At 68.6% G+C, this 22,076-nt stretch carries 21 protein-coding genes, 2 tRNA genes and 1 rRNA gene; 15 read left to right on the top strand and 9 right to left on the bottom strand.

The window, feature by feature from the left end:
• Nucleotides 1–6: 6 nt before the first annotated feature.
• From E1295_RS24955 to E1295_RS24935, 5 genes are all read left to right on the top strand, one after another.
• Nucleotides 7–2,046 (top strand): ATP-dependent DNA helicase UvrD2, encoded by a 2,040-nt coding sequence (locus E1295_RS24955; RefSeq protein ID WP_132633192.1) that lies wholly within the window; start codon nucleotides 7–9, stop codon nucleotides 2,044–2,046.
• Between the two features lie 298 nt (nucleotides 2,047–2,344).
• Nucleotides 2,345–3,439, top strand: coding sequence for a winged helix DNA-binding domain-containing protein (locus E1295_RS24950; protein WP_132633190.1), 1,095 nt, complete (start codon nucleotides 2,345–2,347; stop codon nucleotides 3,437–3,439).
• Nucleotides 3,440–3,716: 277 nt separating this feature from the next.
• The gene (locus E1295_RS24945; RefSeq protein ID WP_132633188.1) at nucleotides 3,717–4,586 is read left to right on the top strand and encodes an acyl-CoA thioesterase; all 870 of its coding nucleotides are present in this window, start codon (nucleotides 3,717–3,719) and stop codon (nucleotides 4,584–4,586) included.
• Nucleotides 4,587–4,747: 161 nt separating this feature from the next.
• The gene (locus E1295_RS24940; protein ID WP_132633186.1) at nucleotides 4,748–5,011 is read left to right on the top strand and encodes a hypothetical protein; all 264 of its coding nucleotides are present in this window, start codon (nucleotides 4,748–4,750) and stop codon (nucleotides 5,009–5,011) included.
• 125 nt (nucleotides 5,012–5,136) lie between these two features.
• Nucleotides 5,137–5,406, top strand: a complete 270-nt coding sequence (locus tag E1295_RS24935) for a WhiB family transcriptional regulator (protein ID WP_132633225.1) — start codon at nucleotides 5,137–5,139, stop codon at nucleotides 5,404–5,406.
• A 646-nt stretch (nucleotides 5,407–6,052) separates the two neighbouring features.
• On the opposite strand, the gene E1295_RS24930 is transcribed toward E1295_RS24935, so the two are convergent.
• From E1295_RS24930 to E1295_RS48945, 3 genes are all read right to left on the bottom strand, one after another.
• Nucleotides 6,053–6,259 carry a hypothetical protein gene (locus E1295_RS24930; protein WP_132633184.1) on the bottom strand — a complete coding sequence of 69 codons (207 nt, stop codon included), beginning with the start codon at nucleotides 6,257–6,259 and terminating at the stop codon, nucleotides 6,053–6,055.
• Between the two features lie 127 nt (nucleotides 6,260–6,386).
• The gene (locus E1295_RS24925; RefSeq protein ID WP_425465365.1) at nucleotides 6,387–7,796 is read right to left on the bottom strand and encodes an ABC1 kinase family protein; all 1,410 of its coding nucleotides are present in this window, start codon (nucleotides 7,794–7,796) and stop codon (nucleotides 6,387–6,389) included.
• Nucleotides 7,793–9,142, bottom strand: a complete 1,350-nt coding sequence (locus E1295_RS48945) for a ubiquitin-activating E1 family protein (protein WP_166427397.1) — start codon at nucleotides 9,140–9,142, stop codon at nucleotides 7,793–7,795. Before E1295_RS48945 ends, E1295_RS24925 begins: the two co-directional genes overlap by 4 nt.
• Nucleotides 9,143–9,378: 236 nt before the next feature.
• Here E1295_RS48945 and E1295_RS24915 point away from each other — a divergent pair, with 236 nt between their 5' ends.
• The 3 genes from E1295_RS24915 (at nucleotide 9,379) to E1295_RS24905 (ending at nucleotide 11,325) form a co-directional block, all read left to right on the top strand.
• The gene (locus tag E1295_RS24915) at nucleotides 9,379–10,161 is read left to right on the top strand and encodes an enoyl-CoA hydratase/isomerase family protein (RefSeq protein ID WP_132633182.1); all 783 of its coding nucleotides are present in this window, start codon (nucleotides 9,379–9,381) and stop codon (nucleotides 10,159–10,161) included.
• A gap of 67 nt (nucleotides 10,162–10,228) precedes the next feature.
• The gene (locus E1295_RS24910) at nucleotides 10,229–10,744 is read left to right on the top strand and encodes a M48 metallopeptidase family protein (protein WP_166427396.1); all 516 of its coding nucleotides are present in this window, start codon (nucleotides 10,229–10,231) and stop codon (nucleotides 10,742–10,744) included.
• A complete protein-coding gene (locus E1295_RS24905; protein WP_246080321.1) occupies nucleotides 10,738–11,325 on the top strand; it encodes a hypothetical protein in 588 nt (195 codons plus the stop codon). The genes E1295_RS24910 and E1295_RS24905 overlap by 7 nt, the downstream gene beginning before the upstream one ends.
• A 1-nt stretch (nucleotide 11,326) precedes the next feature.
• Here the strand turns inward: E1295_RS24905 and E1295_RS24900 are convergent, their stop codons facing one another.
• Genes E1295_RS24900 through E1295_RS24890 form a run of 3 tightly spaced genes read right to left on the bottom strand, consistent with a single transcriptional unit; the run spans nucleotide 11,327 to nucleotide 14,116 of the window.
• Nucleotides 11,327–12,313, bottom strand: a complete 987-nt coding sequence (locus E1295_RS24900; RefSeq protein ID WP_132633180.1) for an endonuclease/exonuclease/phosphatase family protein — start codon at nucleotides 12,311–12,313, stop codon at nucleotides 11,327–11,329.
• 34 nt (nucleotides 12,314–12,347) lie between these two features.
• Nucleotides 12,348–12,902 (bottom strand): NUDIX hydrolase, encoded by a 555-nt coding sequence (locus E1295_RS24895; RefSeq protein WP_132633178.1) that lies wholly within the window; start codon nucleotides 12,900–12,902, stop codon nucleotides 12,348–12,350.
• Nucleotides 12,899–14,116 carry a zinc-dependent metalloprotease gene (locus E1295_RS24890; RefSeq protein ID WP_132633216.1) on the bottom strand — a complete coding sequence of 406 codons (1,218 nt, stop codon included), beginning with the start codon at nucleotides 14,114–14,116 and terminating at the stop codon, nucleotides 12,899–12,901. The genes E1295_RS24895 and E1295_RS24890 overlap by 4 nt, the downstream gene beginning before the upstream one ends.
• A gap of 130 nt (nucleotides 14,117–14,246) precedes the next feature.
• On the opposite strand from E1295_RS24890, the gene E1295_RS24885 reads away from it, so the two are divergent.
• From E1295_RS24885 to E1295_RS24860, 6 genes are all read left to right on the top strand, one after another.
• Nucleotides 14,247–15,320, top strand: coding sequence for an NAD-dependent epimerase/dehydratase family protein (locus E1295_RS24885; protein ID WP_132633214.1), 1,074 nt, complete (start codon nucleotides 14,247–14,249; stop codon nucleotides 15,318–15,320).
• 105 nt (nucleotides 15,321–15,425) lie between these two features.
• Nucleotides 15,426–15,851: a molybdenum cofactor biosynthesis protein MoaE gene (locus E1295_RS24880; protein ID WP_132633176.1), complete on the top strand. Its 426-nt coding sequence runs from the start codon at nucleotides 15,426–15,428 to the stop codon at nucleotides 15,849–15,851.
• 10 nt (nucleotides 15,852–15,861) lie between these two features.
• Nucleotides 15,862–16,908: a YlbL family protein gene (locus tag E1295_RS24875; RefSeq protein ID WP_132633174.1), complete on the top strand. Its 1,047-nt coding sequence runs from the start codon at nucleotides 15,862–15,864 to the stop codon at nucleotides 16,906–16,908.
• Between the two features lie 164 nt (nucleotides 16,909–17,072).
• Complete coding sequence (locus E1295_RS24870) at nucleotides 17,073–20,003, top strand: UPF0182 family membrane protein (protein WP_425465364.1); 2,931 nt, start codon at nucleotides 17,073–17,075, stop codon at nucleotides 20,001–20,003.
• A 54-nt stretch (nucleotides 20,004–20,057) separates the two neighbouring features.
• Nucleotides 20,058–20,134, top strand: a tRNA-Met gene (locus E1295_RS24865).
• Nucleotides 20,135–20,242: 108 nt separating this feature from the next.
• A tRNA-Met gene (locus E1295_RS24860) sits at nucleotides 20,243–20,316 on the top strand.
• Between the two features lie 159 nt (nucleotides 20,317–20,475).
• On the opposite strand, the gene E1295_RS24855 is transcribed toward E1295_RS24860, so the two are convergent.
• The 3 genes from E1295_RS24855 to E1295_RS24845 form a co-directional block, all read right to left on the bottom strand.
• On the bottom strand, nucleotides 20,476–20,712 hold the full coding sequence (locus E1295_RS24855; RefSeq protein WP_132633170.1) for a hypothetical protein: 237 nt from the start codon (nucleotides 20,710–20,712) through the stop codon (nucleotides 20,476–20,478).
• Nucleotides 20,713–20,717: 5 nt separating this feature from the next.
• The gene (locus E1295_RS51925) at nucleotides 20,718–20,849 is read right to left on the bottom strand and encodes a hypothetical protein (protein ID WP_281284767.1); all 132 of its coding nucleotides are present in this window, start codon (nucleotides 20,847–20,849) and stop codon (nucleotides 20,718–20,720) included.
• Between the two features lie 149 nt (nucleotides 20,850–20,998).
• On the bottom strand, nucleotides 20,999–21,400 hold the full coding sequence (locus tag E1295_RS24845; RefSeq protein ID WP_132633166.1) for a hypothetical protein: 402 nt from the start codon (nucleotides 21,398–21,400) through the stop codon (nucleotides 20,999–21,001).
• A 599-nt stretch (nucleotides 21,401–21,999) separates the two neighbouring features.
• Here E1295_RS24845 and E1295_RS24840 point away from each other — a divergent pair.
• Nucleotides 22,000–22,076 (top strand): 16S ribosomal RNA (locus E1295_RS24840); the annotation flags it as partial.

Genomic DNA, 22,076 nt, shown 5'->3' with positions numbered 1-22,076 from the left:
AACAACGTGGATGACGTTCTGATCGGTCTTGACCCCGAGCAGCGGGCGGTCGCCGAGGCCGTACGCGGGCCGGTGTGCGTGCTGGCGGGCGCGGGCACGGGCAAGACCAGGGCGATCACCCACCGCATCGCGTACGCGGTCCGTAGCGGCGTCGTGGAGGCGCGCAGCGTTCTCGCTGTGACGTTCACCACGCGCGCGGCGGGGGAGTTGCGTCAGCGGCTGCGCGCGCTGGGCGCGCCCGGGGTGCAGGCGCGCACCTTCCACGCGGCGGCGTTGCGCCAGCTCACCTACTTCTGGCCGCGGGTCATCGGCGGCGAGGCGCCCTCGGTCATCGAGTCGAAGCTGCCGGTGCTGGTGGAGGCCTGCCGCCAGGTCCGGAAAAATCCCGACCGGTCCGAGTTGCGGGACATCGCCGCCGAGGTCGAATGGGCCAAGGTCACCCAGATCGGCCCGGAAGACTACGTCGCGGCGGCCGCCAAACACCACCGCACGCCTCCCGTACCGGCCGAGGAGGTGGCCCGCCTCTACGACACGTACGAACAGATCAGGCGCGAACGCCACCTGGTCGACTTCGAGACCATCCTCGAACTGACCGCGGCCGTGATGACCGAGCACCAGGAGGTGGCGGCCCAGATCCGCCAGCAGTACCGCTACTTCGTCGTCGACGAGTACCAGGACGTCAACCCGCTGCAGAAACTCCTGCTCGACACCTGGCTCGGCGGACGCGACGACATCTGCGTCGTCGGCGACCCCAACCAGACGATCTACTCCTTCACCGGCGCCAGCCCCCGCTACCTCACCGGGTTCGCGGTCGAGCACCCGGAGGCCGCCGTCATCAAGCTCGTACGCGACTACCGCTCCACCCCCCAGGTGGTCGACCTGGCCAACCTCGTCATCGCCAAGGGCAAGACCCCCCACCGCCTCGAACTCCTCGCCCAGCGCCCCGACGGCCCCAAACCGGCCTTCGCCGACTACGACGACGAGCCCGCCGAGGCCGCGGGCGTGGCCAGAGCCATCAGGAAGCTCCTCGACAAGGGCGTGCCCTCGCGCGAGATCGCCGTGCTCTTCCGCGTCAACTCCCAGTCCGAGGCCTACGAGGAGGCCCTGTCCAAGGCCGAGATCCCCTACGTCCTGCGCGGGGCCGAACGCTTCTTCGAACGGCCCGAGGTGCGCCAGGCGGTCGTCCTCCTTCGCGGTGCGGCCCGCTCCGCCGCGGGCGAACCCCTCGCCTCCGAGGTCCACCACATCCTCGCCGGCATCGGCCTGACCCCCGCACCCCCCTCAGGAGGCGGCAAGGCCCGGGAGAAGTGGGAGTCGCTGAAGGCCCTGGCCGACCTCGCCGAGGACATGGCCGCCGAGGGCGCCGACCTGCCCACCTTCGTGGCCGAGCTCGAACGCCGCGCCTCCGAGCAGCACGCCCCGCCCGTCGAGGGCGTCACCCTCGCCTCCCTCCACGCCGCCAAGGGCCTGGAATGGGACGCCGTGTTCCTCGTCGGCCTGACCGACGGCATGATGCCCATCATCTACGCGGAGTCCCCCGACCAGATCGAGGAGGAACGCCGCCTCCTCTACGTCGGCATCACCCGCGCCCGCGAACACCTCTCCCTGTCCTGGGCCCTCGCCCGCGCGCCGGGCGGCCGCAAGAGCCGCCGCCCCTCCCGGTTCCTCGACGGCCTCACCGGCCGCTCCTCCTCCCCGGCCCGCGTCACCCCGCAGTCCCGCGAACGCCGCCAGGTTGCCGCTCCCGTCAGCTGCCGCGTCTGCGCCAAAACGCTGGTGGCCGCCGCCGAACAGAAACTCGGCCGCTGCTCCACCTGCCCCGCCGACTACGACGAGGCCCTCCTCGAACGCCTCAAAGCCTGGCGTACGACCACGGCCAAGGAAGCCAAGATCCCCCCGTACGTCGTCTTCACCGACGTCACCCTCCAGGCGATCGCGGAACGAGCCCCCGTGACGGAACAGGAACTGCTGTCGATCACGGGCATCGGCAAGGTCAAGTTCGACCGCTACGGCGAAGCCGTACTCGCCCTGTGCCGCGCCGGCTGACGCTCCCACAACCACCCCCGCCCAGAACGCCGGCCGGGAACGTCCGCGCGCAACGTCGGCCGGGAACGTCGGCCGGGAACGTCGGCCCGCAACGTCCGCCCGGAACGGCCGCTTAGGACGGTTTGTCTGCAACTCGCCGTCCAGGACCTTGCCGTCTGGACCCCCGCCACAGGCTCGCCGCCCGAAACGGTCGTCCAGGGGCCACCCCTGAGGATCGCCGCCGGAGACGGTCACCTACGCCCCCGGCCGTCACCCACCCCGGCCCCGGGAGGCGAGCGTGCTGCGGCATGATGATCAGATGACCGTTCTCGGCACCAGGGCGCTCAACCGCGCGACGCTGGCCAGGCAGTTGCTGCTCGACCGCGCCGACCTCCCGGTCCTGGAGGCGGCAGGGCATCTGTGCGGCCTGCAGGCCCAGGAACCGCAGGAACCGTTCGTCGGGCTCTGGTCGCGTCTGCGCGCGTTCGACCCGGCGGTGCTCTCCGACCTGCTGGTACGGCGCAGCGTGGTGCGTATCCACCTCATGCGCCGCACCGTCCACCTCATGACCGCCGAAGACGTCCTGGCCTGGCGGGCCCGCCACAACCCCATGCTGCGCCAGCGGGTGCTCGGAACGTACCGCCGCGAACTCGCCGGGGTCGACCTCGACGCGCTGGCCGCCGCGGGTCTCGAGGTGATGGCCGACGGACGGCCCCGTACGATGTCCGAGCTCGCGCGGGCGGTCGCCGACCGCTGGCCGGAGCCGGGCCCGCGACCGCTGGGTGAGGTGCTGGTCGCGGCCCTCATCCCGATGGTGCAGGTCCCGCCGCGCGGGTTATGGCGCGCGAAGGGGGGAGCGCGCAACGTAACCCTCTCCTCCTGGGTGGGCCGCGACATCGACCCGCCCGCCACGGACGGCTCCGACCCAGCGGGCCAAGCCCTGGTACGCCGCTACCTCGCCGCGTTCGGCCCCGCCGCCACCGCCGACCTGCGCGCATGGTCCGGCCTGTCCGGACTTCCCGCAGCCGTCGCCGCGATCCGCGGTGAGCTGATCACCTTCCGGGACGAGAGAGGCCGTGAACTCCTCGACCTCCCCGACGCGCCGCGCCCCGACCCCGGCACACCGGCCCCTGTCCGCTTTCTGCCTGCCTTCGACAACGCGCTGCTCGGCTACCACGACCGCAGCCGCATCGTCGACGACGCCCACCGCGGGCTGTCCGTGGCGGGGGAACGGGTCGTCCTGGTCGACGGCAGGGTCGCCGCGACCTGGACCGTCAAGGACACCACCGTGCACGTCACCCCGTTGTTTCCCCTCTCCCGGGCCGACCGCGACGCCGTGGCCGAGGAGGGGCAGGCGCTGGCGGCGTTCCTGTCCGACGAGCACAACTCCCACGTGGAGATCGCCACCGCCTGACCAGCGACCACACCATGGCCACCCACCCCGAACACGCGCGGCACGGGGTCACCGACCAGGCCCACGCGTCGCCCCTCACCACCAGGAAGAAGCAGCACCGTTTTCTCGCAACGCCACGCCGACACCACCCGATCGGCGAAGCGTCCGAAATGCCCGCCACCCGTAACCCCGGCGAAACCCCGGCACGGAATCATCGGACAAGCCAGACCCACCTGTGGCATGAACCAAGCGGCACGTCACACTTGTCCCACCACCGGAGAACGAAGGGGACCGACACGTGAACGAGGCGCTGAAGGAGTTGCTGGACCTGCTCGACCTGGAGCAGATCGAGCTGGACATCTTCCGGGGGAGAAGCCCGGAAGAGCGCATTCAGCGCGTCTTCGGCGGCCAGGTCGCGGCCCAGGCCCTGGTGGCGGCCGGTCGCACGGTGCCGAAAGACCGCAACGTGCACTCTCTCCACGCCTACTTCATCCGCCCGGGCGACCCGTCCATCCCGATCGTCTACAACGTAGACCGACTCCGTGACGGCCGTTCGTTCACCACGCGCCGCATCGTGGCGGTCCAGCACGGCAAGGCGATCTTCACGATGTCGGCGTCGTTCCACGTGGCCGAGGAGGGGGTGACCCACCAGGCGTCCGTGATGCCGGTGGTGCCGGATCCCGCGACGCTGCCCACGTTCCAGGACAGGATGCACGAGCTGGCCGCCGATCACCCTGGCCTGCGCGACTGGTTGTCGCGCCCGCGCCCGGTCGACGCGCGCTACGCCTCGCCGCTCACCTGGGAGGCGTACCGGAATCCGGAGCTGCGCAGCGCCGAGACGAACGTGTGGTTCCGCTACGACGCCGAGTTGCCCGACGACCCGCTGCTGCACGTCGTGCTGGCCGCGTACGCCTCCGACTTCACCCTGGTCGACACGATACTGCTGGCGCACGGCATGGCGTGGGGGGCTTCTGACATCATGGGTGCCTCGCTGGACCACGCCATGTGGTTCCACGGGCCGTTCCGGGCCGACGACTGGCTGCTGTACGCGCAGGAGTCCCCATGGTCGGGGCGGGCACGGGGCCTCGCGCGGGGCGAGATGTTCAACACGTCGGGCGAGCTCGTGGTCTCGGTCGTCCAGGAGGCGATGATCCGCCGTACGAAGTAGGCACGAACCACCTGCCCATCGGCGGCCCGAGAAGCCTGTCGAATGTAACGAAATCGCAGGTAGAAAATATGTTGCCGGTTCCTGCGATTCCGGTTTAGGGTCTTGGTCAAGCGAGTCGGGCAGTCCTGCTCCGACGATCTCAAGGGAGGAGAGTCATTGTGATGAGCATCAAGATGCCAGCCACGAAGTGGCTCGCCTCCGCATGCCGTGACGCGGTGAGGCTCGTCGATGGCCCCACGCAGTCCCGGCAGGAGAAGTTTGTCCGTAGTCAGGCCGCCGCCTATGCGCACGCCCACTTCGGTGCCGCCGCTGCTGCACAGGGAGCCCCTGTCTACACCGCTCGTATCGAACTGCCGGCCAACCAGCTCATCAAGGGTGGACTGCGCGGTCCGCACCCCTGGCGGGATACCCCGGTCATAACCTGACCGGGAAGACCGACCAGGCCGCGGATCCGCAGACAGGATCCGCGGTCTTTTTGTTTGTCCGTGATCCCCCGACCACCCACGAGGTGCCCGAACAAGATCAAAAGATCGATCAAAGGAGAAAGCAGATGGGGGCGAAGACGATCATGGACCTGATCGACGAAGCCGAAATCCCCTGTCGTACCGACCCTGACCTGTGGTTCGCCGAGTCGCCGGAGGACGTGGAGTTCGCGAAGGCTCTCTGCGGCGGCTGCCCGATCCAGAAGGCCTGCCTGTCTCGTGCGCTCGAGCGCGAGGAGCCGTGGGGCGTCTGGGGCGGCGAGCTCATCCTCAGGGGAACCATCATTCCTCGCAAGCGTCCGCGTGGGCGTCCGCGCAAGCACCCGGTCGCTGCCTGAACCACCGCACCCACGAGCAAGAAAGCAGAGAAACCATGATCGCTCAGTCGACGAGGAGCCTCGCAGTGCCGGATCTCATCCATGACCTGGTCAATGACCGAATACAAACGATGCATCGTGAGGCGGAGGAGCAACGCCTCATAACGCGCGTCGTTCGCGTGCAGCGGGCACGGCGTGGGGTCAGGCGGGCGAACGACCGCCTCCGCAAGGCCTTGAGCCACCCGTTCTGATCGGGGAGGTCCTGCCGCCGACGCAGGATCTCCCCGTAGGAGCCGAATAATCCAGAAGCCGGGCGCGTCCAGCGCCCGGCTTTCCCTTTTCCCCTCGGCAGCCGGTACGCACGACGCCCCCACAAGGAGCCCGCGTCCACGCTCCGACCAGTCGCCGGAGAGAGCCCGGTGCCGAGGAGAACCTCACCGGCAAATGACGAGCTGCCCAGCGAGGGCCTCCCATAGGATCCGTGCGGACGGTCGGATCTCGCGGGACGGCGCCGCTGGGCAGCTCTGCCGGATCGCGAGGCAGAATGTCGGACGCCTGCAGCAGGGGGTGTGGGCGTCGTGCCTCGCGCGCGCCGAGCGATCCGATGGGGCAGCCGGACCACTCGTCACGATCTCGCCCGTGCCTCCACGTCAAGGCACGGGAACAGTCAGGGGGCCAGGCAGTGAGTGCCGGGGATCTCGGCGGCCAGGCCCGGCCCCGACGGGTCGACCAGTGTGGTGAGGTCGCCGACGTTCGAGGTGAGGCAGCCGAGGGCGGCCGCCGGGTCGATGACGGCGTGCGCCGCGGTGGCGGCGGAGATCAGACCCGCTGCCACCAGGGCGGAAACTGCGAGCAGGCGTGCCGATCGGTCCATGACGTCCTCTCCAGGGATGACTGTCTGTATCCGAATCATTACACACAGTAGTCAAGTAAAGGTAGTGGGAACGTCGAATTCTCATCTTGCCGACTCTGCTCAAATGCGGGCGCGGACGGCCACAGTGTCAGCCGATGGCCAAGGCCTCGTCGTCGGGGTCGTCGGCGAAACCGGGAACCCAGCGGATCACCTCGTCACGGAAACGTGCCGTGGCGCCCAACTGGCACAGAACGCCCACGCCCGCCGCGTGCACCCGGTGGATGAGCACGTACGACGTCGGCAGGTTGAGCTGGCGGACCACGTTGGTGGGGCGGAGGTCCGTGACGCTGGCGACCTGCGCCTGCAGCCACTCCCTGCTGAACGTGAACTCCTCCACCGCCGTCGGCTCGACATAGGGCGCGAGGAAGGCCCGCAACGCGTCGGGGTCGATCTCGATGTCGTCGCGGATGAAGCCTTCCTGACGCAGGCCCCGCATGACGGTGTCCATGTCGCCCTGGTTGAAGATGCGGGTCAGCTGGCCGAACGACTTGGGGTAGCCGTCGGGCAGGCGGTTGACCGCGCCGAAGTCGAGAACGCCGAGCTTGCCGTTGTCGAGCATGCGGAAGTTGCCGGGGTGGGGATCGGCATGCAGCATGCCGACGCGCGCGGGGGAGCAGAAGAGGAAACGCACGAACAGTAGGCCGGCCCGGTCGCGCTGCTCCTTGGTGCCCTCGGCGATGATCCGGGACAGCGGTGTGCCGTCCATCCACTCGCTGACCAGCACCATCTCGTTGGCGGCGACGACGTCGGGGACGTGGAAGTCGGGGTCGCCGTCGAACTCCAGGGCGAACGCGTGCTGCGCCTCGGCCTCACTGAGATAGTCGAGCTCCTCGGCGATCCGCTCCCGGAGCTCGCTCAGCACGGCCTTCATGTCGAGACCGGGCAGCAGCGTGCCGAACACCTTGCCCAGGCGCGCCAGCTGCGCGAAGTCGCCGAGCAGCGCCTTGCCCGCCCCGGGATACTGAATCTTGACGGCCACGTCGCGGCCGTCGTGCCACACGGCCCTGTGCACCTGGCCGATCGAGGCGGCGGCCGTCGGCTGGTCGTCGAACGACAGGAAGTGCTGCCGCCAGTCGTCACCCAGCTGTTCCGTGAGCACGGTGTGGACCGTGGACGTGGGCAGCGGGGGCGCGGCGTCCTGCAGTTTCGTCAGCGTGGCGCGGTAAGGCCCGGCGATCTCCTGCGGCAGCGCCGCCTCGAAGATCGACAGCGCCTGCCCGAGCTTCATCGCGCCGCCCTTGAGCTCGCCCAGCACCTTGAAAACCTGCTCGGCGGTACGCTGCTGCACCTCCTGCGCCACGATCTCGGCGGACTTGCCACCGAGCCGTTTGCCCAGCCCCAGGGCAGTGCGTCCGGCGAAACTCAGCGGAAGGGCGGCCAGCTTGGCGGAGCGCGTGACGGCCCGGCGTGGAAGATCGCTCACACTGATGCGCGAACCCCGGAAGATCCGCTTCCCCCCTTCGTGGCAGTCCCTGAGCACGTCAGTCGTGGTTGTCATGCCATGACCATTCTTAGCGAATAAGGATTGTTTCGCATACAACGACATTGCGGGTGAATGGTCCAAGACCGCCTTCTCCAACGCCAATCAGGCGTTACGTCCACTGTGCCGTTGGTCACAACGGACTCCCGGCCATCGAGATGAGCAAGCGCGTGGCCGGTCGCCGCGGCCGCGACCAGGGCGGCCAGCGTCGAATCGCAGGCGATCTCACCGGGCGGATAACCACCCAGCCTCGCTGTGACGATAGGCCAAGCCGGGTCGTGGTCGCGCCGGGTCAGGTCGAGACAGTGCAGGCACGCGCTCCGGCCGGGCAGGACCAGCGGCCCGAGAAGGCCATGGCCCTCGAAGGCCGTCGCCAGAAGATGCGGGATGCCCAGCGCGGTCAGCTCGTTGACCAGTACCCCGTCCAGCGGGTCGACCGGCGCGAGAACGACCAGGTCGGGCCGGTCCGTGGCGTCCCCGAGATATGGCCCTCCCGCCACTGCGTCGACGGATGGCGCGACCTCCTCTTCCCCGCGCGGCTCGGACCGGGGGACGGGCGGGGACGGCCGGCCGCCATCGGCGGCCGCCCGGGAGGCCCGGGTCGCCTCCGGCCCAGGCGATGGCGGCCGCCCCGCCGGCCGTGACGGTGCCGCCGGTGTGGGAGTGGATGGCGGTCGTACCGCCGGTCGTGTTTGTGCCGCCGGTGTGGGAGTGGATGGCGGTCGAACCGCCGGCCCTGATGGTGCTGCCGGCGTGGGAGCGGATGGCGTACGCCCGCCGGAGGTGAGCCTTCTCGCGACCGCGACCGCACCGGCCTCGCGGGTCTGGCCCAGCTCCGCCCACGTCAGGCCGCCGGGCGTGATGTCGCCGGGCCGGACGACGCCCGGATCGAACACCCGCACGGTCCCCACTCCCGCACCCGCGAGCAGCGCGACGACCTGCGCCCCCACCTTCCCGGCTCCGTAGACCCGCACCCGCTTGCCCCTGCGCCGCTCCAGCACGGCGATCCCGCCTTCGGGCGAGGTCGAGGCCAGGTCGAGGGCGTCGAGCTCCGGCCGCAGCCGGTCGCGCTCGGCCAGCGAAAGGTCACGGAGCGAGCCGGGACCGGCGCCCGCGTCGTGGACGGCCCCTTGCCGGATGAGCTGGTCGAGCACGGAACGGGCACAGTCGTCCCCGAGACCGGCGTCGGCCGCCCCGCGCAGGACCTGCTCCAGCTCGCGGGTGCCGTCAAGACTCTCGATCCAGGCGCGGACGGGACGGGTCAAACCGCTCAGCAGGACGGACCTGAGCGGGTGCGCACCGTATTGGAGGGTGTGCTCGTCGCGGACGATGCGCCGGAGGGCGGGCTTCACACGTGGCCTCATGCCGGGAAGGTTCGCACGCCACAGCAAGATCCCGTGCGTCTTCCTCCGCGCCTGTGGACAACCACGCACCCGCCGCCGCGCCTGGGGACAACCGCAAACCCGCCGCCGCGCATATGGGCAACCACGGGCTTGCCGCAGCGCCTCTGAACGCGGTCTCCCTGCGCGCCCGGTCTCCCTGCGCGCCCGGCATCCCCGCGCACCCGGTCTCCCCGCCCGGCCACGTTACGCTTCCCGGCATGACCGAGCTCCTGGTTGACCGCCATGACGACGGAGTCGTCCTCATCACCTTCAACCGCCCCGACATGCGCAACGCCATGACCGACACGATGACCGCCCAGTGGCGCGCGATCATGTCGTCGCTGGCCAAGGACCGCGACGTGCGCTGTGTCGTCGTCACCGGCGCGGGCAGTGCGTTCTCGTCCGGCGGCGACCTGTCGTGGATCGGCGAACGCGGCGCGGAGGCCGTGCCGCAGTTGCGCGATCGCATGCTCGACTTCTACCGCACCTGGCTCATGGTCACCGAGCTCGAAGTCCCCACGGTCGCCGCCGTCAACGGTCCCGCCGTCGGCGCGGGTCTGTGCGTGGCGCTGGCCTGTGATCTCGTGTACGCCGCCGACGACGCCAAGCTGCTGGCCCCGTTCACGTCGCTGGGCCTGCATCCCGGCATGGCGGCCACGTACCTGCTGCCCAGAAGGGCGGGAACGGGCCTGGCCCGGGAGATGCTGCTCACCGGCCGCACCGTAACAGGAGCGGAAGCCGCGGTTAAAGCGCTAGTAAATGAATCTTTCCCGAAAGATGACCTTATGTCGGAAGTGCGGTCCATCGCCGGAAAGATCGCGAAGAACGCACCCATAGCGACACGACTGACGAAAGTGGCGCTGAACCAAGACCATCAGGACCTGGAAGCCGCGCTGAGGTGGGAATCCCTGGCACAGCCGGTGACCATGGCATCGTCCGACATGATCGAGGGACTGACCGCTCATCGGGAAAGGCGCGTGCCCAAATTCACCGGCTCCTAATCATCTGACCAGCAGAAACAACGGCCACCCTCTGTGGAATTTCGCCAGTCTCGGCTACCGTGCATATGTGCCCCCCGAGACAGTCGAGGTTCGTCGCAGTTCTCGTCGCAGGCGTACGGTCTCCGCCTACCGCGACGGTGACAAGACGATCGTGCTCCTGCCCGCCTGGCTGAGCGGCGAAGACGCGGATGAATGGGTGAGCCGGATGCTGGATCGGCTGGCCGCGAAAGAGCGCCGGCGACGGCCGACGGACGAGGCTCTGCTCGAACGGGCCAAGGAGCTGTCGGCCAAATATCTCGACGGCGGGCCCGACCCCGTGAGCGTGCGCTGGGTCGACAACCAGCAGCACCGCTGGGGCTCGTGCACCCCTGAGAACGGCACGATCAGGATCTCGACCCGGCTCAAGGGCCTGCCGGAATGGGTCATCAACTACGTGATCATCCACGAGCTGGTGCACCTGCTGGTCCCCAGCCACGGCCCCAAGTTCTGGGCGCTGGTAGAACAGTATCCGAAGGCGGAGCGGGCGCGCGGTTTCCTTGAAGGATTCTCCGCCGCGGCCCACACGGCACCGGAGGAATGTTGACCCGCACAGCCGCGGTCCTGGCACGACGGCGCATGTCCCAGGCGGCGCCACCGGGCGTCGACCCGGCGAGATTCCTCGAAGCGGTGGCTGAGGACACCTACGAGATGGTCGCCGGGCTGGAACTCGTCACCCCCGTCCTGATCACGAGCGTGCCCGAGCTCGACGAGATCGTCTGGCCGGGCACCCAGGTCATCGTGGTGGGCGAGGACGAGCCGCTGACGAAGATTCTCGCTCGCCTGGACACCGACCAGGCCGCCGTGATCGCCGCGGACGCACCCGACCTTCCTCCGCTGCTGGTCGGGAAGTTGTTCAGGGAGCTGGGCCGGGCCGAGATCACGGTCTGCCCCGCGGAGGGCGGCGGAGCCGTGGCGATGGCCTGCGCGCTTCCCGCGCCCGGCTGGGCCGACGCCGACCTCGACGCCCCCGACGTGGTGGCCGCGTTGCGCGCCCAGGCTCCCGGGCCGCGCAGGGTCGCCACGACCCCCGGCTGGCACCGCCTGCGCACCCGGGACGACGTCGAACGCCTCGACCCCGGCCTCGAAGGCTGGGACAACACGCGCGCGCTGATCGCCGCGCGCTGACTCAGGGCACGGTGAGCTGGGCCACCAGGGCACGGTGGTCGGTGCCCGGCACGTCGTGCACGCTGACCTCCTTGACGCCGACCCGCTGGTCGACCAGTACGTGATCGATGGTGATGATCGGCGGCACCCGCTTGTTGGCCGGCCACGTGGGGATCAGCCCGGCCCCCACCTGGTCGGCCGCGTCCTTGTAGCCGCGGGCCAGCAGCCGGCGCATGGGCGCGTGATCGAGCGAGGCGTTGAAGTCGCCCGCCAGGATCCGCACCCGCTCGCTCGACGCGGAGGGCAACGCCTCCAGCGCCTCATGCCAGCCGGCGTAATACCGGCCGAGCGGCGGATGGGGGTGCGCGTCGACGAACTCGACGGGCGGCCCGCCGGGCAGGGAGACCAGCGCGGCCGGCATCCGGTGCCCGATCTGCGGCATCAGACCGGGGAGCTCCTGCATCGGGTGCTGGGAAAAGAGTCCGCTTCCGCTGGCGCTCCACTCGGGTTCGAGCACCCGGTGCGGCATGATCTCCTTGAGCCCCGCGGCGTCCAGATCGGCGACGGCCTCCGGGGTCAGTTCCTGGGTGGCCAGCACGTCGGGGTCGAACTCGCGTACGAGCCGCATGATCGTCGCCACGTCGGCCCTGCCGAAAAACATGTTGATCGTCATGACCTTGAGCGACCGGCCCGCCGTGGCGTCCGCGGTGCCCAGCGCGCGGGGCAGCACGCTGAAGCCGAGCGCGGTCGTGGCGAGCAGTGCGACGGCGGTCGCGGCCCGCTTGCGCCCGACCGCCGCGATCAGCAGCGGGATCAGCGAACCCGCCGCCGCGTACGGGGTCGCGGTCATGAGCTGCGTGGGCAGGGACCCGCGCTCCAGTCCGGCCGCCCGGGCCACGGCCCAGGCGGCGAACGGGGTCACGGCCAGCCAGGTCAGCGCCGCCGCCGGGAACCTGCGGCGTTTGCGCTCCGGCACCACGATCGTGCCGCCGACGGCGGAAGTCTCCACGCAAGCCCCCTTTTTGGAACGACCCAAGAGGACTCTAGCCAAGTGCGCGAGAGCTCAGCGCGTCCCGTCCCCGCGCGGCCAGCCGCCGCGTGGCGTCGTCGGACAGTTCGGGAATCTCGTCGACGGGGAACCAGCGCAGATCGAGCGACTCGTCGCTGATCACCGCCTCCGCCTCGCTGGGGGCCACGGCCGCGTACTCGACGTCGAGATGCCAGCTGCGCGGCGGATGGCACCACACTTCGTGCTTGTCGACGGCGAGTGGGCCCGGCAGCAACTCAAGCCCGGAGATCCCCGACTCCTCCCATGCCTCCCGCAGCGCCACGTCGGCGAGCGACATGTCGGAGATCTCGCAGTGGCCGCCCATCGGCAACCACATCTTGGCCTTCGGATGCAGCGTGAGCAGCACCCGGGAGCCGTCGTGCGACAGCACCGCCGTCGTCGCCGTCAGATGCCCCGGCACGCACTCGCGCAGCATCGCGTCGTCGTGGGTGCGCAGGTGCTCGAGGAACTCCGTCCGCAGCGCCTCTTCCTCGGGTGTGGGCGCCGTCCAGCCGGACAACACCGCCACGGCATCGCGGTGCAGGCTCAACTCTTGCCGCCCTCGCCCTCTCCCTCGTCGTCCGGCTTGGCCTCCAGCTGGGAGATGTCCCACGACTGCTCACCGCGTACGAATGCCTCGGGGTCGTCGAGATCGTCGGCCGTCGGCATCAGGTCGGGGTGCGACCACAGCGCGTCGCGCCCGTCGACCCCGCGCTCGCTCTCCAGCGCGCGCCACAGCGCGGCGGCCTCGCGCAACCGCCTGGGCCGCAGCTCCAGCCCCACCAGGGTGCCGAACGTGAGCTCGGCAGGACCGCCGGTCGCGCGCCGCCTGCGTACGGTCTCCGCGAGAGCGACGGCGGACGGGAGCTTGCCCTGGGCGGCCTGGTCGACCACGGTGGCCACCCATCCCTCGACCAGGGCGAGCATGGTCTCCAGCCGCGCCAGTGCGGCCTTCTGCCGCTCGGTCTCCTCGGGCTTGAGCAGGTTGCCCCCGCTCAGCGCCTCCTGGATGGCCTCGGGGTTGTTGATGTCGAGACCGCGGATCTGCTCTTCGAGCGCGGACGTGTCGACGGTGATGCCCCTGGCGTATTCCTCGACCGCGCCGAGCAGATGCGAACGCAGCCACGGAACGTGCTGGAACAGCCGGTGGTGCGCGGCCTCACGCAGCGCCAGGTAGAGCCTGATCTCGTCGGACGGCACTTCCAGGCCCTCGCTGAACGAGGCGATGCCGCCGGGCAGCAGCGCGGCCGTGTCGGACAGGGGCAGCCCGATGTCGGTGGTGCCGACCACCTCGCGGGCCAGCGACCCGATCGCCTGGCCGATCTGCTGGCCCACCATCATGCCGCCCATCTGCTTGAGCATGCCCATCAGCGGCCCGGCCATCTGCTGGGCCTCCGGCGGCAGCCCGGAGCCGCCGAGCGCGCCGCCCATGGTCTCGACCATGCGTTCGGCGATGGGCTCGCAAAGCTTCCGCCAGATCGGGACGGTGTTCTCGATCCACTCGGACCGGCTCCAGGCCTGCGGATTGGACACGCCGCTGGGCAGCGTCGTCGCTTCGTTGAGCCACAGGTCGGCCAGGCTGAGCGCCTCGATGATCTGGCGGCGCTCGCCTTCCATGACGCTCGGATCGCCTTCGGCGGCCACGGAGTGCCGGGCGATGTTCTTGGCCATGTCCCAGTTGACAGGGCCTGAACCCTGCGGCGCCGACAACATGTCGGCGAACTGGCGCATCGCCTGAGCCATCTGCTCAGGGTTGCCGAACATGGCGAACGGGTTCTCGTTAGGGTCGTTTTCGCGACCTGGCAGGTCAGTCACCGCTCTACCTCGTGCAGGATGGAGGAGTCCACATCCGCCACGTTAGTCGTCCTACGGCGGATCAGTGCAAAGTGAGGACCTGGTGCCTACCTCGAAACGCCCGCGTCAACCCGTCGTAGCCGTCACCGGCGCGGCCTCCGGTCTCGGCCGTGAGCTGCTCGCGAGGCTCGTATCCGCTGCGGATTTCCGCAGGGTGGTGGCCATTGACGAGCAGCGCGGCGACGTCGGTGAGGCCACCTGGCGAGTGCTCGACGTACGGGATCCGCTCTTGGCGAACCGGATCTCCGACATCGACGTCCTTGTTCATCTGGCCGGTGACTACACCGTCGACTCCGACCCCGGCGAGCGCCGGGCCTACAACCTGCGCGCCGCCCAGACCGTGCTGACCGCCTGCGCCGCGGCGCGCGTCCGCCGCGTGGTGCTGGTCACAAGCGCGATGGTGTACGGCGCCGCCCCCGACAACGACGTCCCTCTGCCCGAGGACTCCCCGGTCACGGCCGAGCCCGACACCGGCGTCGTCGGCGACTTCCTGGAGATCGAGTCGCTCGTACGCAGGTCGCTGCGCAGCCATCCCGGCCTCGAGGTGACCGTGCTGCGCCCGGCCGCGGTCGTCGGCCCGGGGGTCGACACGGTGATCACCCGTCACTTCGAGTCGCCCAGGCTGCTGACCGTGAAGGGCTGCAACCCTCATTGGCAGTTCTGCCACATCGACGACCTGCTCTCGGCGCTGGAACTGGCGGCGCGCGGAGCCGTCACGGGCGTGGTGGCGGTCGGGTGCGACGGGTGGATGGAGCAGGAGCAGGTCGAGGAGATGTCCGGCATCCGCCGGTTCGAGCTGCCCGCCGGGCTGACGTTCGGCACGGCGCAACGCCTGCACCGGCTCGGCATCACGCCGGCGCCCGCGACCGACCTGCACTACGTCGTCTATCCGTGGGTGGTCGACTGCACGGCGCTGCGCGAGGCCGGATGGAAGCCGTCGTGGACCAACGAGGCCGCGTTCGAGCAGCTCCTGGAGCTGCGCGAGAACAGGACGACGGTGGTCGGCAGGCGCCTGCCCGTCAAGGAGGCGACGCTCACGGCGGCCGGCGCCACCGTCGCCGTGATCGGCACGGCGGCGATCGTCCGCCAGGTGCGCAAGAAAAGGCGCCAGTGAAGGCCCTTGAGAGAATTCCCAGCCGATCTGCTGCTAGAGCTTTGACCAGGCACGACAACAGAGCCGCGGGCAGGCGGGCAGGTTCGCTGTTGGTAGTCTCTTTCCGTGGACGTCATCCGGTTGCTCGGCATTCGTGAGACCCCGCTGTCCGTGGACGAGGTGCTGGCCGCCGTGGGCGACCACGCCGCAGGCGGCACCACGATCTTCGTGGGCACCGTCCGCGAGCAGGACCACGGGAAGCCGGTGACCCGGCTCTCCTACTCGGCGCACCCCTCGGCCGAGGCCGAGCTGCGTCAGGTGGCCGAGAAGGTGGCCGCCGACTTCCCCGTGACCGCGCTGGCCGCCGTCCACCGGGTGGGAGACCTGGAGCTGGGCGACACGGCCGTGATCGTCGCAGTGGCCGCGCCGCATCGTGGCGAGGCGTTCGAGGCCTCGCGCAGGCTGATCGACGACCTGAAGGCGCACGTCCCGATCTGGAAACACCAGTCATTCGCCGACGGCGAGGCCGAATGGGTCGGTGTCGGCGAATAGGCTTTCCACCATGTCGCGACGCGCCCTGACCCTGCTGCTGTCGGGGTTCCTCGTGCTCGCTCTCGGCGTGGTGGGCGCGTTCCAGGAGGTCCCGTACGTCGTGCTGAGCCCCGGCCCGACGGAGAACACCATCGGCGAGGTCGACAAGAAGCCCGTGATCTCGATCAAGGGCCGGCAGACCCACGCCACCACGGGCACGCTGAGCCTGGTCACGGTCGCCTACCAAGGCGGACCCGCCGCCCAGATCGACCTGCTGACCGCGTTGCGCGGCTGGATCGACCCGACCGTCGCGGTGGTCCCGCAGGAGACCATCTTCGCTCCCGACCGCGACCCCCAGGAGGTCGAGGAGGAGAACACGGTCGAGATGACCAACTCCCAGGACTCGGCGACCGCCGCCGCGCTCAACGAGCTCAAGGTCCCCTACGACATGGTCGTGACGGTCGTCTCCACGGAGAAGGGCAAGCCGGCCGAGGGCAAGCTGCGCAAGGACGACCAGATCAACTACGTCGACGGCAAGGAGGCGAAGAACGTCGACGTCGTGGGCGACGCCGTCAAGGCTCACAAGCCCGGCGAGAGCGTCGTCTTCAACGTCACCAGGGGCAAGGAGAAGCTCGACGTCACGGTGCCGACGATCGCGGGAGATCAGGGGCAGACCCTGGTGGGCGTGCTGATGCAGGCCAAATACAAGTTCCCGTTCGAGGTCGACATCAACGTGGGCGACGTCGGCGGGCCCAGCGCCGGGCTGATGTTCTCGCTCGGCATACTCGACAAGCTCACTCCCGGCTCGCTCACCGGCGGCAAGCGGATAGCCGGCACCGGCACCATCCAGCCGACGGGCGAGGTGGGGGCGATCGGCGGCATCGCCCAGAAGATGGTCGGCGCGAAAGATTCGGGCGCCACCATCTTCCTGACGCCCGCCGACAACTGCGCCGAGGCCTTGAAAGCGGTGCCCGACGGGCTCCGCCTGGTCAGGGCCGACACTTTGCACAACGCGGTGCAGGCGCTGGACGCGCTGCGCGCGGGTAAGGGCAACGTGCCCGCATGTGACGCCGGATGAAACTTTCGGCAAGGCCCATGCGTTAGTCGTAGGGCTGGCACAGCGGTGTAGGTTGCCAGCACGGACCGAATTTTCATTACGACGAGGGGTTGGCCTTGAGCTTCCGGACCCCAGGAGCCGGCAGGGCGATGCGCTTGCCCCGCCGACCGCGACTGCTTCTGCCCGTGGCGATCGCCCTTGTGGTGATCGTCGCCCTGTTCTTTCTCTTCTCCGGCATTTACACCGACTACCTGTGGTTCGACGCGACGAACTACACGTCGGTCTTCACCGGTGTGCTGCTGACCCAGATCGTGTTGTTCCTGGTCGGAGCGGCACTGATGGTCGCCATCGCCGGCGGCAACATGTTGCTCGCCTTCCGGATGCGGCCGATGTTCGGCCCCGCGGTGTTCGGCGGGAGCAGCGGCGCCGACCGCTATCGCATGGCGCTCGACCCCCACCGCAAGCTGATCTTCATCGTCGGCATGGGGCTGCTCGCGCTCTTCTCCGGTTCCTCGTTCGCCGGTCAGTGGCAGACGTGGCTGAAGTTCGTCAACGGCGAGGCCTTCGGCAAGCAGGACCGGCTGTTCGGGATGGACATCTCGTTCTTCATGTTCGACTACCCGTTCATCCGGATGGTCCTGAACTTCCTGTTCACTGCGGTGATCATCTCCATCATTCTCGCGGCGATCACCCACTACCTCTACGGCGGTTTCCGCCTGCAGTCGCCAGGCGTCCACGCCTCCAGGGCCGCCCGCACGCACCTGTCGGTGCTGCTGGGCGTGTTCCTGCTGCTCAAGGCCGTCGCCTACTGGGTCGACCGCTTCGGCCTGGTCTTCTCCGACCGCGGTTTCGTGCACGGCGCCTCCTACACCGACGTCAACGCCGTCCTGCCGGCCAAGACCATCCTCGCGATCATCGCCCTGATCTGTGCCGCCCTGTTCTTCGCGGGCGTGTTCCGGCCCGGCGGCATGCTGCCGGGGGTCTCCGCGGGCCTGCTGGTGCTCTCGGCCATCCTGATCGGCGGCGTCTACCCGGCGCTGGTCGAGCAGTTCCAGGTCAAGCCCAACCAGCAGGGCAAGGAGTCCCCCTACATCCAGCGCAACATCGAGGCCACGCGGGAGGCGTACAACGTCGACAAGACCGAGGTCGAGACCTACAACGCCCAGGCCGACCCGGCGAAGGTCGACAGCAACGGCGACACCTCGGTCTCCGGCGTGCGGCTGCTCGACCCGGCGCTCGTGTCCTCGACGTACGAGCAGACGCAGCGCATCCGAGGCTTCTACAGCTTCGGCGACACGCTCGACGTCGACCGCTATCCCGACAGCACGGGCAAGCTGACCGACCACATCGTCGGCGTGCGTGAGCTGACCAGCCCGCCCCAGGACCAGAACAACTGGATCAACCGCGCCCTGGTCTACACCCACGGCTACGGCTTCGTCGCCGCGCCCGGCAACCAGGTCGACTCCAGTGGCCTGCCCGCCTACGACGCCAAGGACATGCCGGTCACGGGCCCGCTGGTCGACAGCGCCAAGCTCAAGGAATCGCGCATCTACTTCGGTGAGGACCCGTCGTCCTCCGAATACGTCATCGCCGGCGGCAACCCTGAGAACCCGCAGGAGCTCGACTATCCGGAGACGGGCGGCACGGGCCAGAAGAACACGACCTACACCGGCAAGGGCGGAGTGCCCGTCGGCTCGTTCATCAACCGGCTCGTCTACGCCGCCAAGTACAGCGAGGCCAACATCCTGCTGTCGGGCGACATCAACGACAACTCCAAGATCCTCTACGTCCGTCACCCGCGTGAGAGGGTCGAGCAGGTCGCGCCGTTCCTGACGCTCGACGGCAACCCCTACCCGGCGATCATCGACGGGCGGGTCACCTGGGTCCTCGACGGCTACACCACGTCCAACGACTACCCCTACGCGCAGAGCGAGAGCCTCGGCGACATGACGCGCGACACGTCCACCGACCGTCGCGTGATCGCCCAGCAGCCGCGTGACCAGATCAACTACATCCGCAACTCCGTCAAGGCCACGGTCGACGCCTACGACGGCACGGTCAAGCTCTACGCCTGGGACAACAACGACCCGGTGCTCAAGACCTGGAGCAACGCCTTCCCCGGCGTCATCCGCCCGGCCTCTGAGATGAGCGCCGACCTGCGCAACCACGTGCGCTACCCGGAAGACCTGTTCAAGGTGCAGCGCTACACGCTCTCGCGCTACCACATCACCGACCCGGCCGCCTTCTACAGCGGCCAGGACTTCTGGAACGTCCCCAACGACCCGACGCAGGGCGAGCAGAACGTCAAGCAGCCTCCCTACTACCTGACCACCACGATGCCGGGCGGCACGCCGACGTTCTCGCTGACGACGACGTTCGTGCCGCGTCAGGGGCCCAACCTGGCGGCGTTCATGGCGGTCGACTCGTCGGCGGGTTCCGGATACGGCCGCATGCGCATCCTGCGCATGCCGTCCAGCACACCCATTCCAGGCCCCGGCCAGGCACAGAACGCCTTCCAGAGCCGCTTCGCGGGTGAGCTCAACCTGCTGGGCGTCGGTGCGTCGTCCGTGCGTTACGGCAACCTGCTGACGCTCCCGTACGCGGGCGGGCTGGTCTACATCGAGCCGGTCTACATCCAGGTGGCGGCCGGCGGCGGTCAGGAGCCCTACCCGATCCTGCAGCGGGTCCTGGTGTCGTTCGGCTCCAAGATCGGTGTGGCCCGCACGCTGGAGGAGGCGCTGCAGGAGGTCTTCGGCGGCGAGCAACAGCAGCAACAGCAGGACCAGCAGCAGAACGAGCAACAGACCCAGCCCAACCAGGCCAACACGGCGCTCAACTCGGCGATCGCCAACGCCAAGAAGGCCTACGACGACGCGCAGAAGGCCCTGCAGGCGAGCCCGCCCGACTGGGACGCCTACGGCGACGCCCAGAAGCGGCTGGACGATGCCCTGAAGACGCTGGAAGGGGCCAACAAGCAGCAGGCGGCGCCGACGGGCACTCCTAGTCCTTCGCCCACGGCCACACCGTCAGCGACCCCCACGGGCTCGCCGCCGGCGTCCGCGCCGCCGTCACCCGCACCGTCACCCACCGGATCGCCGGCGGGAGACACCTCTTAGCGCAATCAATTTGCGCCCACCCCGCGTCGCCGATACGCTTGAAAAGCACGACGACGCGGGGTGGAGCAGTTCGGTAGCTCGCTGGGCTCATAACCCAGAGGTCGCAGGTTCAAATCCTGCCCCCGCTACCAGGCCAGAGGCTCGAGATCTGGAAACAGGATCGGGCCTCTGATCGGTTCAGAGATGTGCTCGTCACAAGCACTCCTCTGAAGGCTGTATAGTTGAAAGTGACACACCGACGCGGGGTGGAGCAGTTCGGTAGCTCGCTGGGCTCATAACCCAGAGGTCGCAGGTTCAAATCCTGTCCCCGCTACTCAACAGAGTTCCCGGTCACCGGATCATCCGGCGGCCGGGAACTTTTTCGTTTCTCTGACAATTTCTCCGATTGGCCGGCCTTGTCGTGTGTCTACGCGTGGGCCGGCGGAGCGGCGTCGTCAAGCACGACCTGATCCGGACCGCGCTGTTCGCACTTTCACCGGTTCCACTCGTCCGGTCCCACAAAGGGGTCGGGTTCGTCGAGCGGGTTCACGTACGTACCGGAGTCCCGGAGGTCCTCCTCGCCGACCCAGCGCGAGATGCCCCGCGAGACCTCGTCGTCGATCTCGGCGATGCGGTGCAGGTAGGGCAGCCGGTCCCGGTACATGTCGATGAGCGACAGCTGGAGGTCGTCCCCCATGTCCTGGCCGATCTCGTAGAGGTTGTCGTCCATGACGCTCAAACCTTTTTGATCATCTCGATCGTCTTCTGTACGGCCCAGCCGAGGAGCAGGAACCCGAAGACGACCTGCACGATGCGCATCCACAGGGACGAGAAGTGGTCGGCGTACATCACAATGCCGACCCACATCAGGCCGAATATCCCGACGAGGAGGATTGCTGCCCAGTTCAGCCCTCGCTGCCACATATGTGCAGTGTCGCAGGCGGTCGCCCAATGGTGGGTATGCCGGGAGTCGTCATCGGGTCACTGCGCGTTGAGCCCGCCGTGCCCGGTGAACTTCAGCGGGGGAGCGTCCTGCCCGTGCCCACGCAACGCCGCAGTGGCACGGCGCGTCGGCGGGGCCGCTGCGGCGACTCCTCCAGGCACGCGAGCAGCGCGGCCGCCGTCCTGGCGTCGGCGAGGACACGCTGTACGGTCTCGTCGTCCTGGGGCAGCTGGCCGTGCTCTGCCAGCTCGTGCTTGAGGAAGGCCATGGGATCCGGCGCGTGCACGGCCTCGGCGGCGACGGTCGCCCGCGCGGACGTGAGCAGGCGCAGATAGTGCGTGCGGAGAATGGCCTCGCGCATGCGGGACTGTTCGAGGTCGTCGAGCAGCATCCTGGCGATGCTCAGCAGGTCTCCTGCCTGGGTCGTCTCGTCGGCGAGGAAGGCGCGGATGTCGTCGAACTCCGAGCGGGTCATGGCGGACACCTCCGAGAGCGCAGTCTGCTCGTAGGTACATTGGTACCGGCGGGCGATTGCGGATGGCTTGACGTCGGCTTGCGCCGCGACGGCGCCAGGGGAGTTCGTTGGTGAGGTTTGGGTGTCCCCTGGGAAGGGAAGAACCTTCTGATTACCTGAGTGGGCCGAAGTAGGTGCCACAGGCTGCTAGAGTTGCTTCCCGCAGGGCGGTCCGGAGGTTCCTCGGAGCCACGGAGAAGCCCGGCGAATCCCACTACCTTCACGGTCGTCCGCCGATGGTTTCGCATCGATTCGGATCGGCTGGTAAGTTAGAGGGGTTGTCTCCGAAAGGGGGCGGCGCTTAATTCCCGCAGGTTGTGCAGGTCCGGTCAATTTGACAGAGACTTGAACGGCTGAAAGAGTTAAGACACAACGAAATGAACGCCTCCGAGCGGGGATCCCGGTTGCCGGGGTTTTGGTGAGGATGGACGCGTGCGTTTCTTGAGAACTCAACAGTGTGTTAAAAGCCAGTGCATGATGCACAACCCCGTCCATCGGCTGCAGGTTTTCTTTTGTGGTCGGTGTTGACGGATTCCTTTTTGATAGTTGGGTTCAGACCTTTTTTGGAGAGTTTGATCCTGGCTCAGGACGAACGCTGGCGGCGTGCTTAACACATGCAAGTCGAGCGGAAAGGCCC

Origin of the sequence: Nonomuraea mesophila, assembly GCF_004352805.1 — a bacterium.
GTDB classification, from domain to species: domain Bacteria; phylum Actinomycetota; class Actinomycetes; order Streptosporangiales; family Streptosporangiaceae; genus Nonomuraea; species Nonomuraea longispora.
Note: the sequence above shows the minus strand (reverse complement) of the source record. Positions and strands in the feature narration are given on the sequence as shown.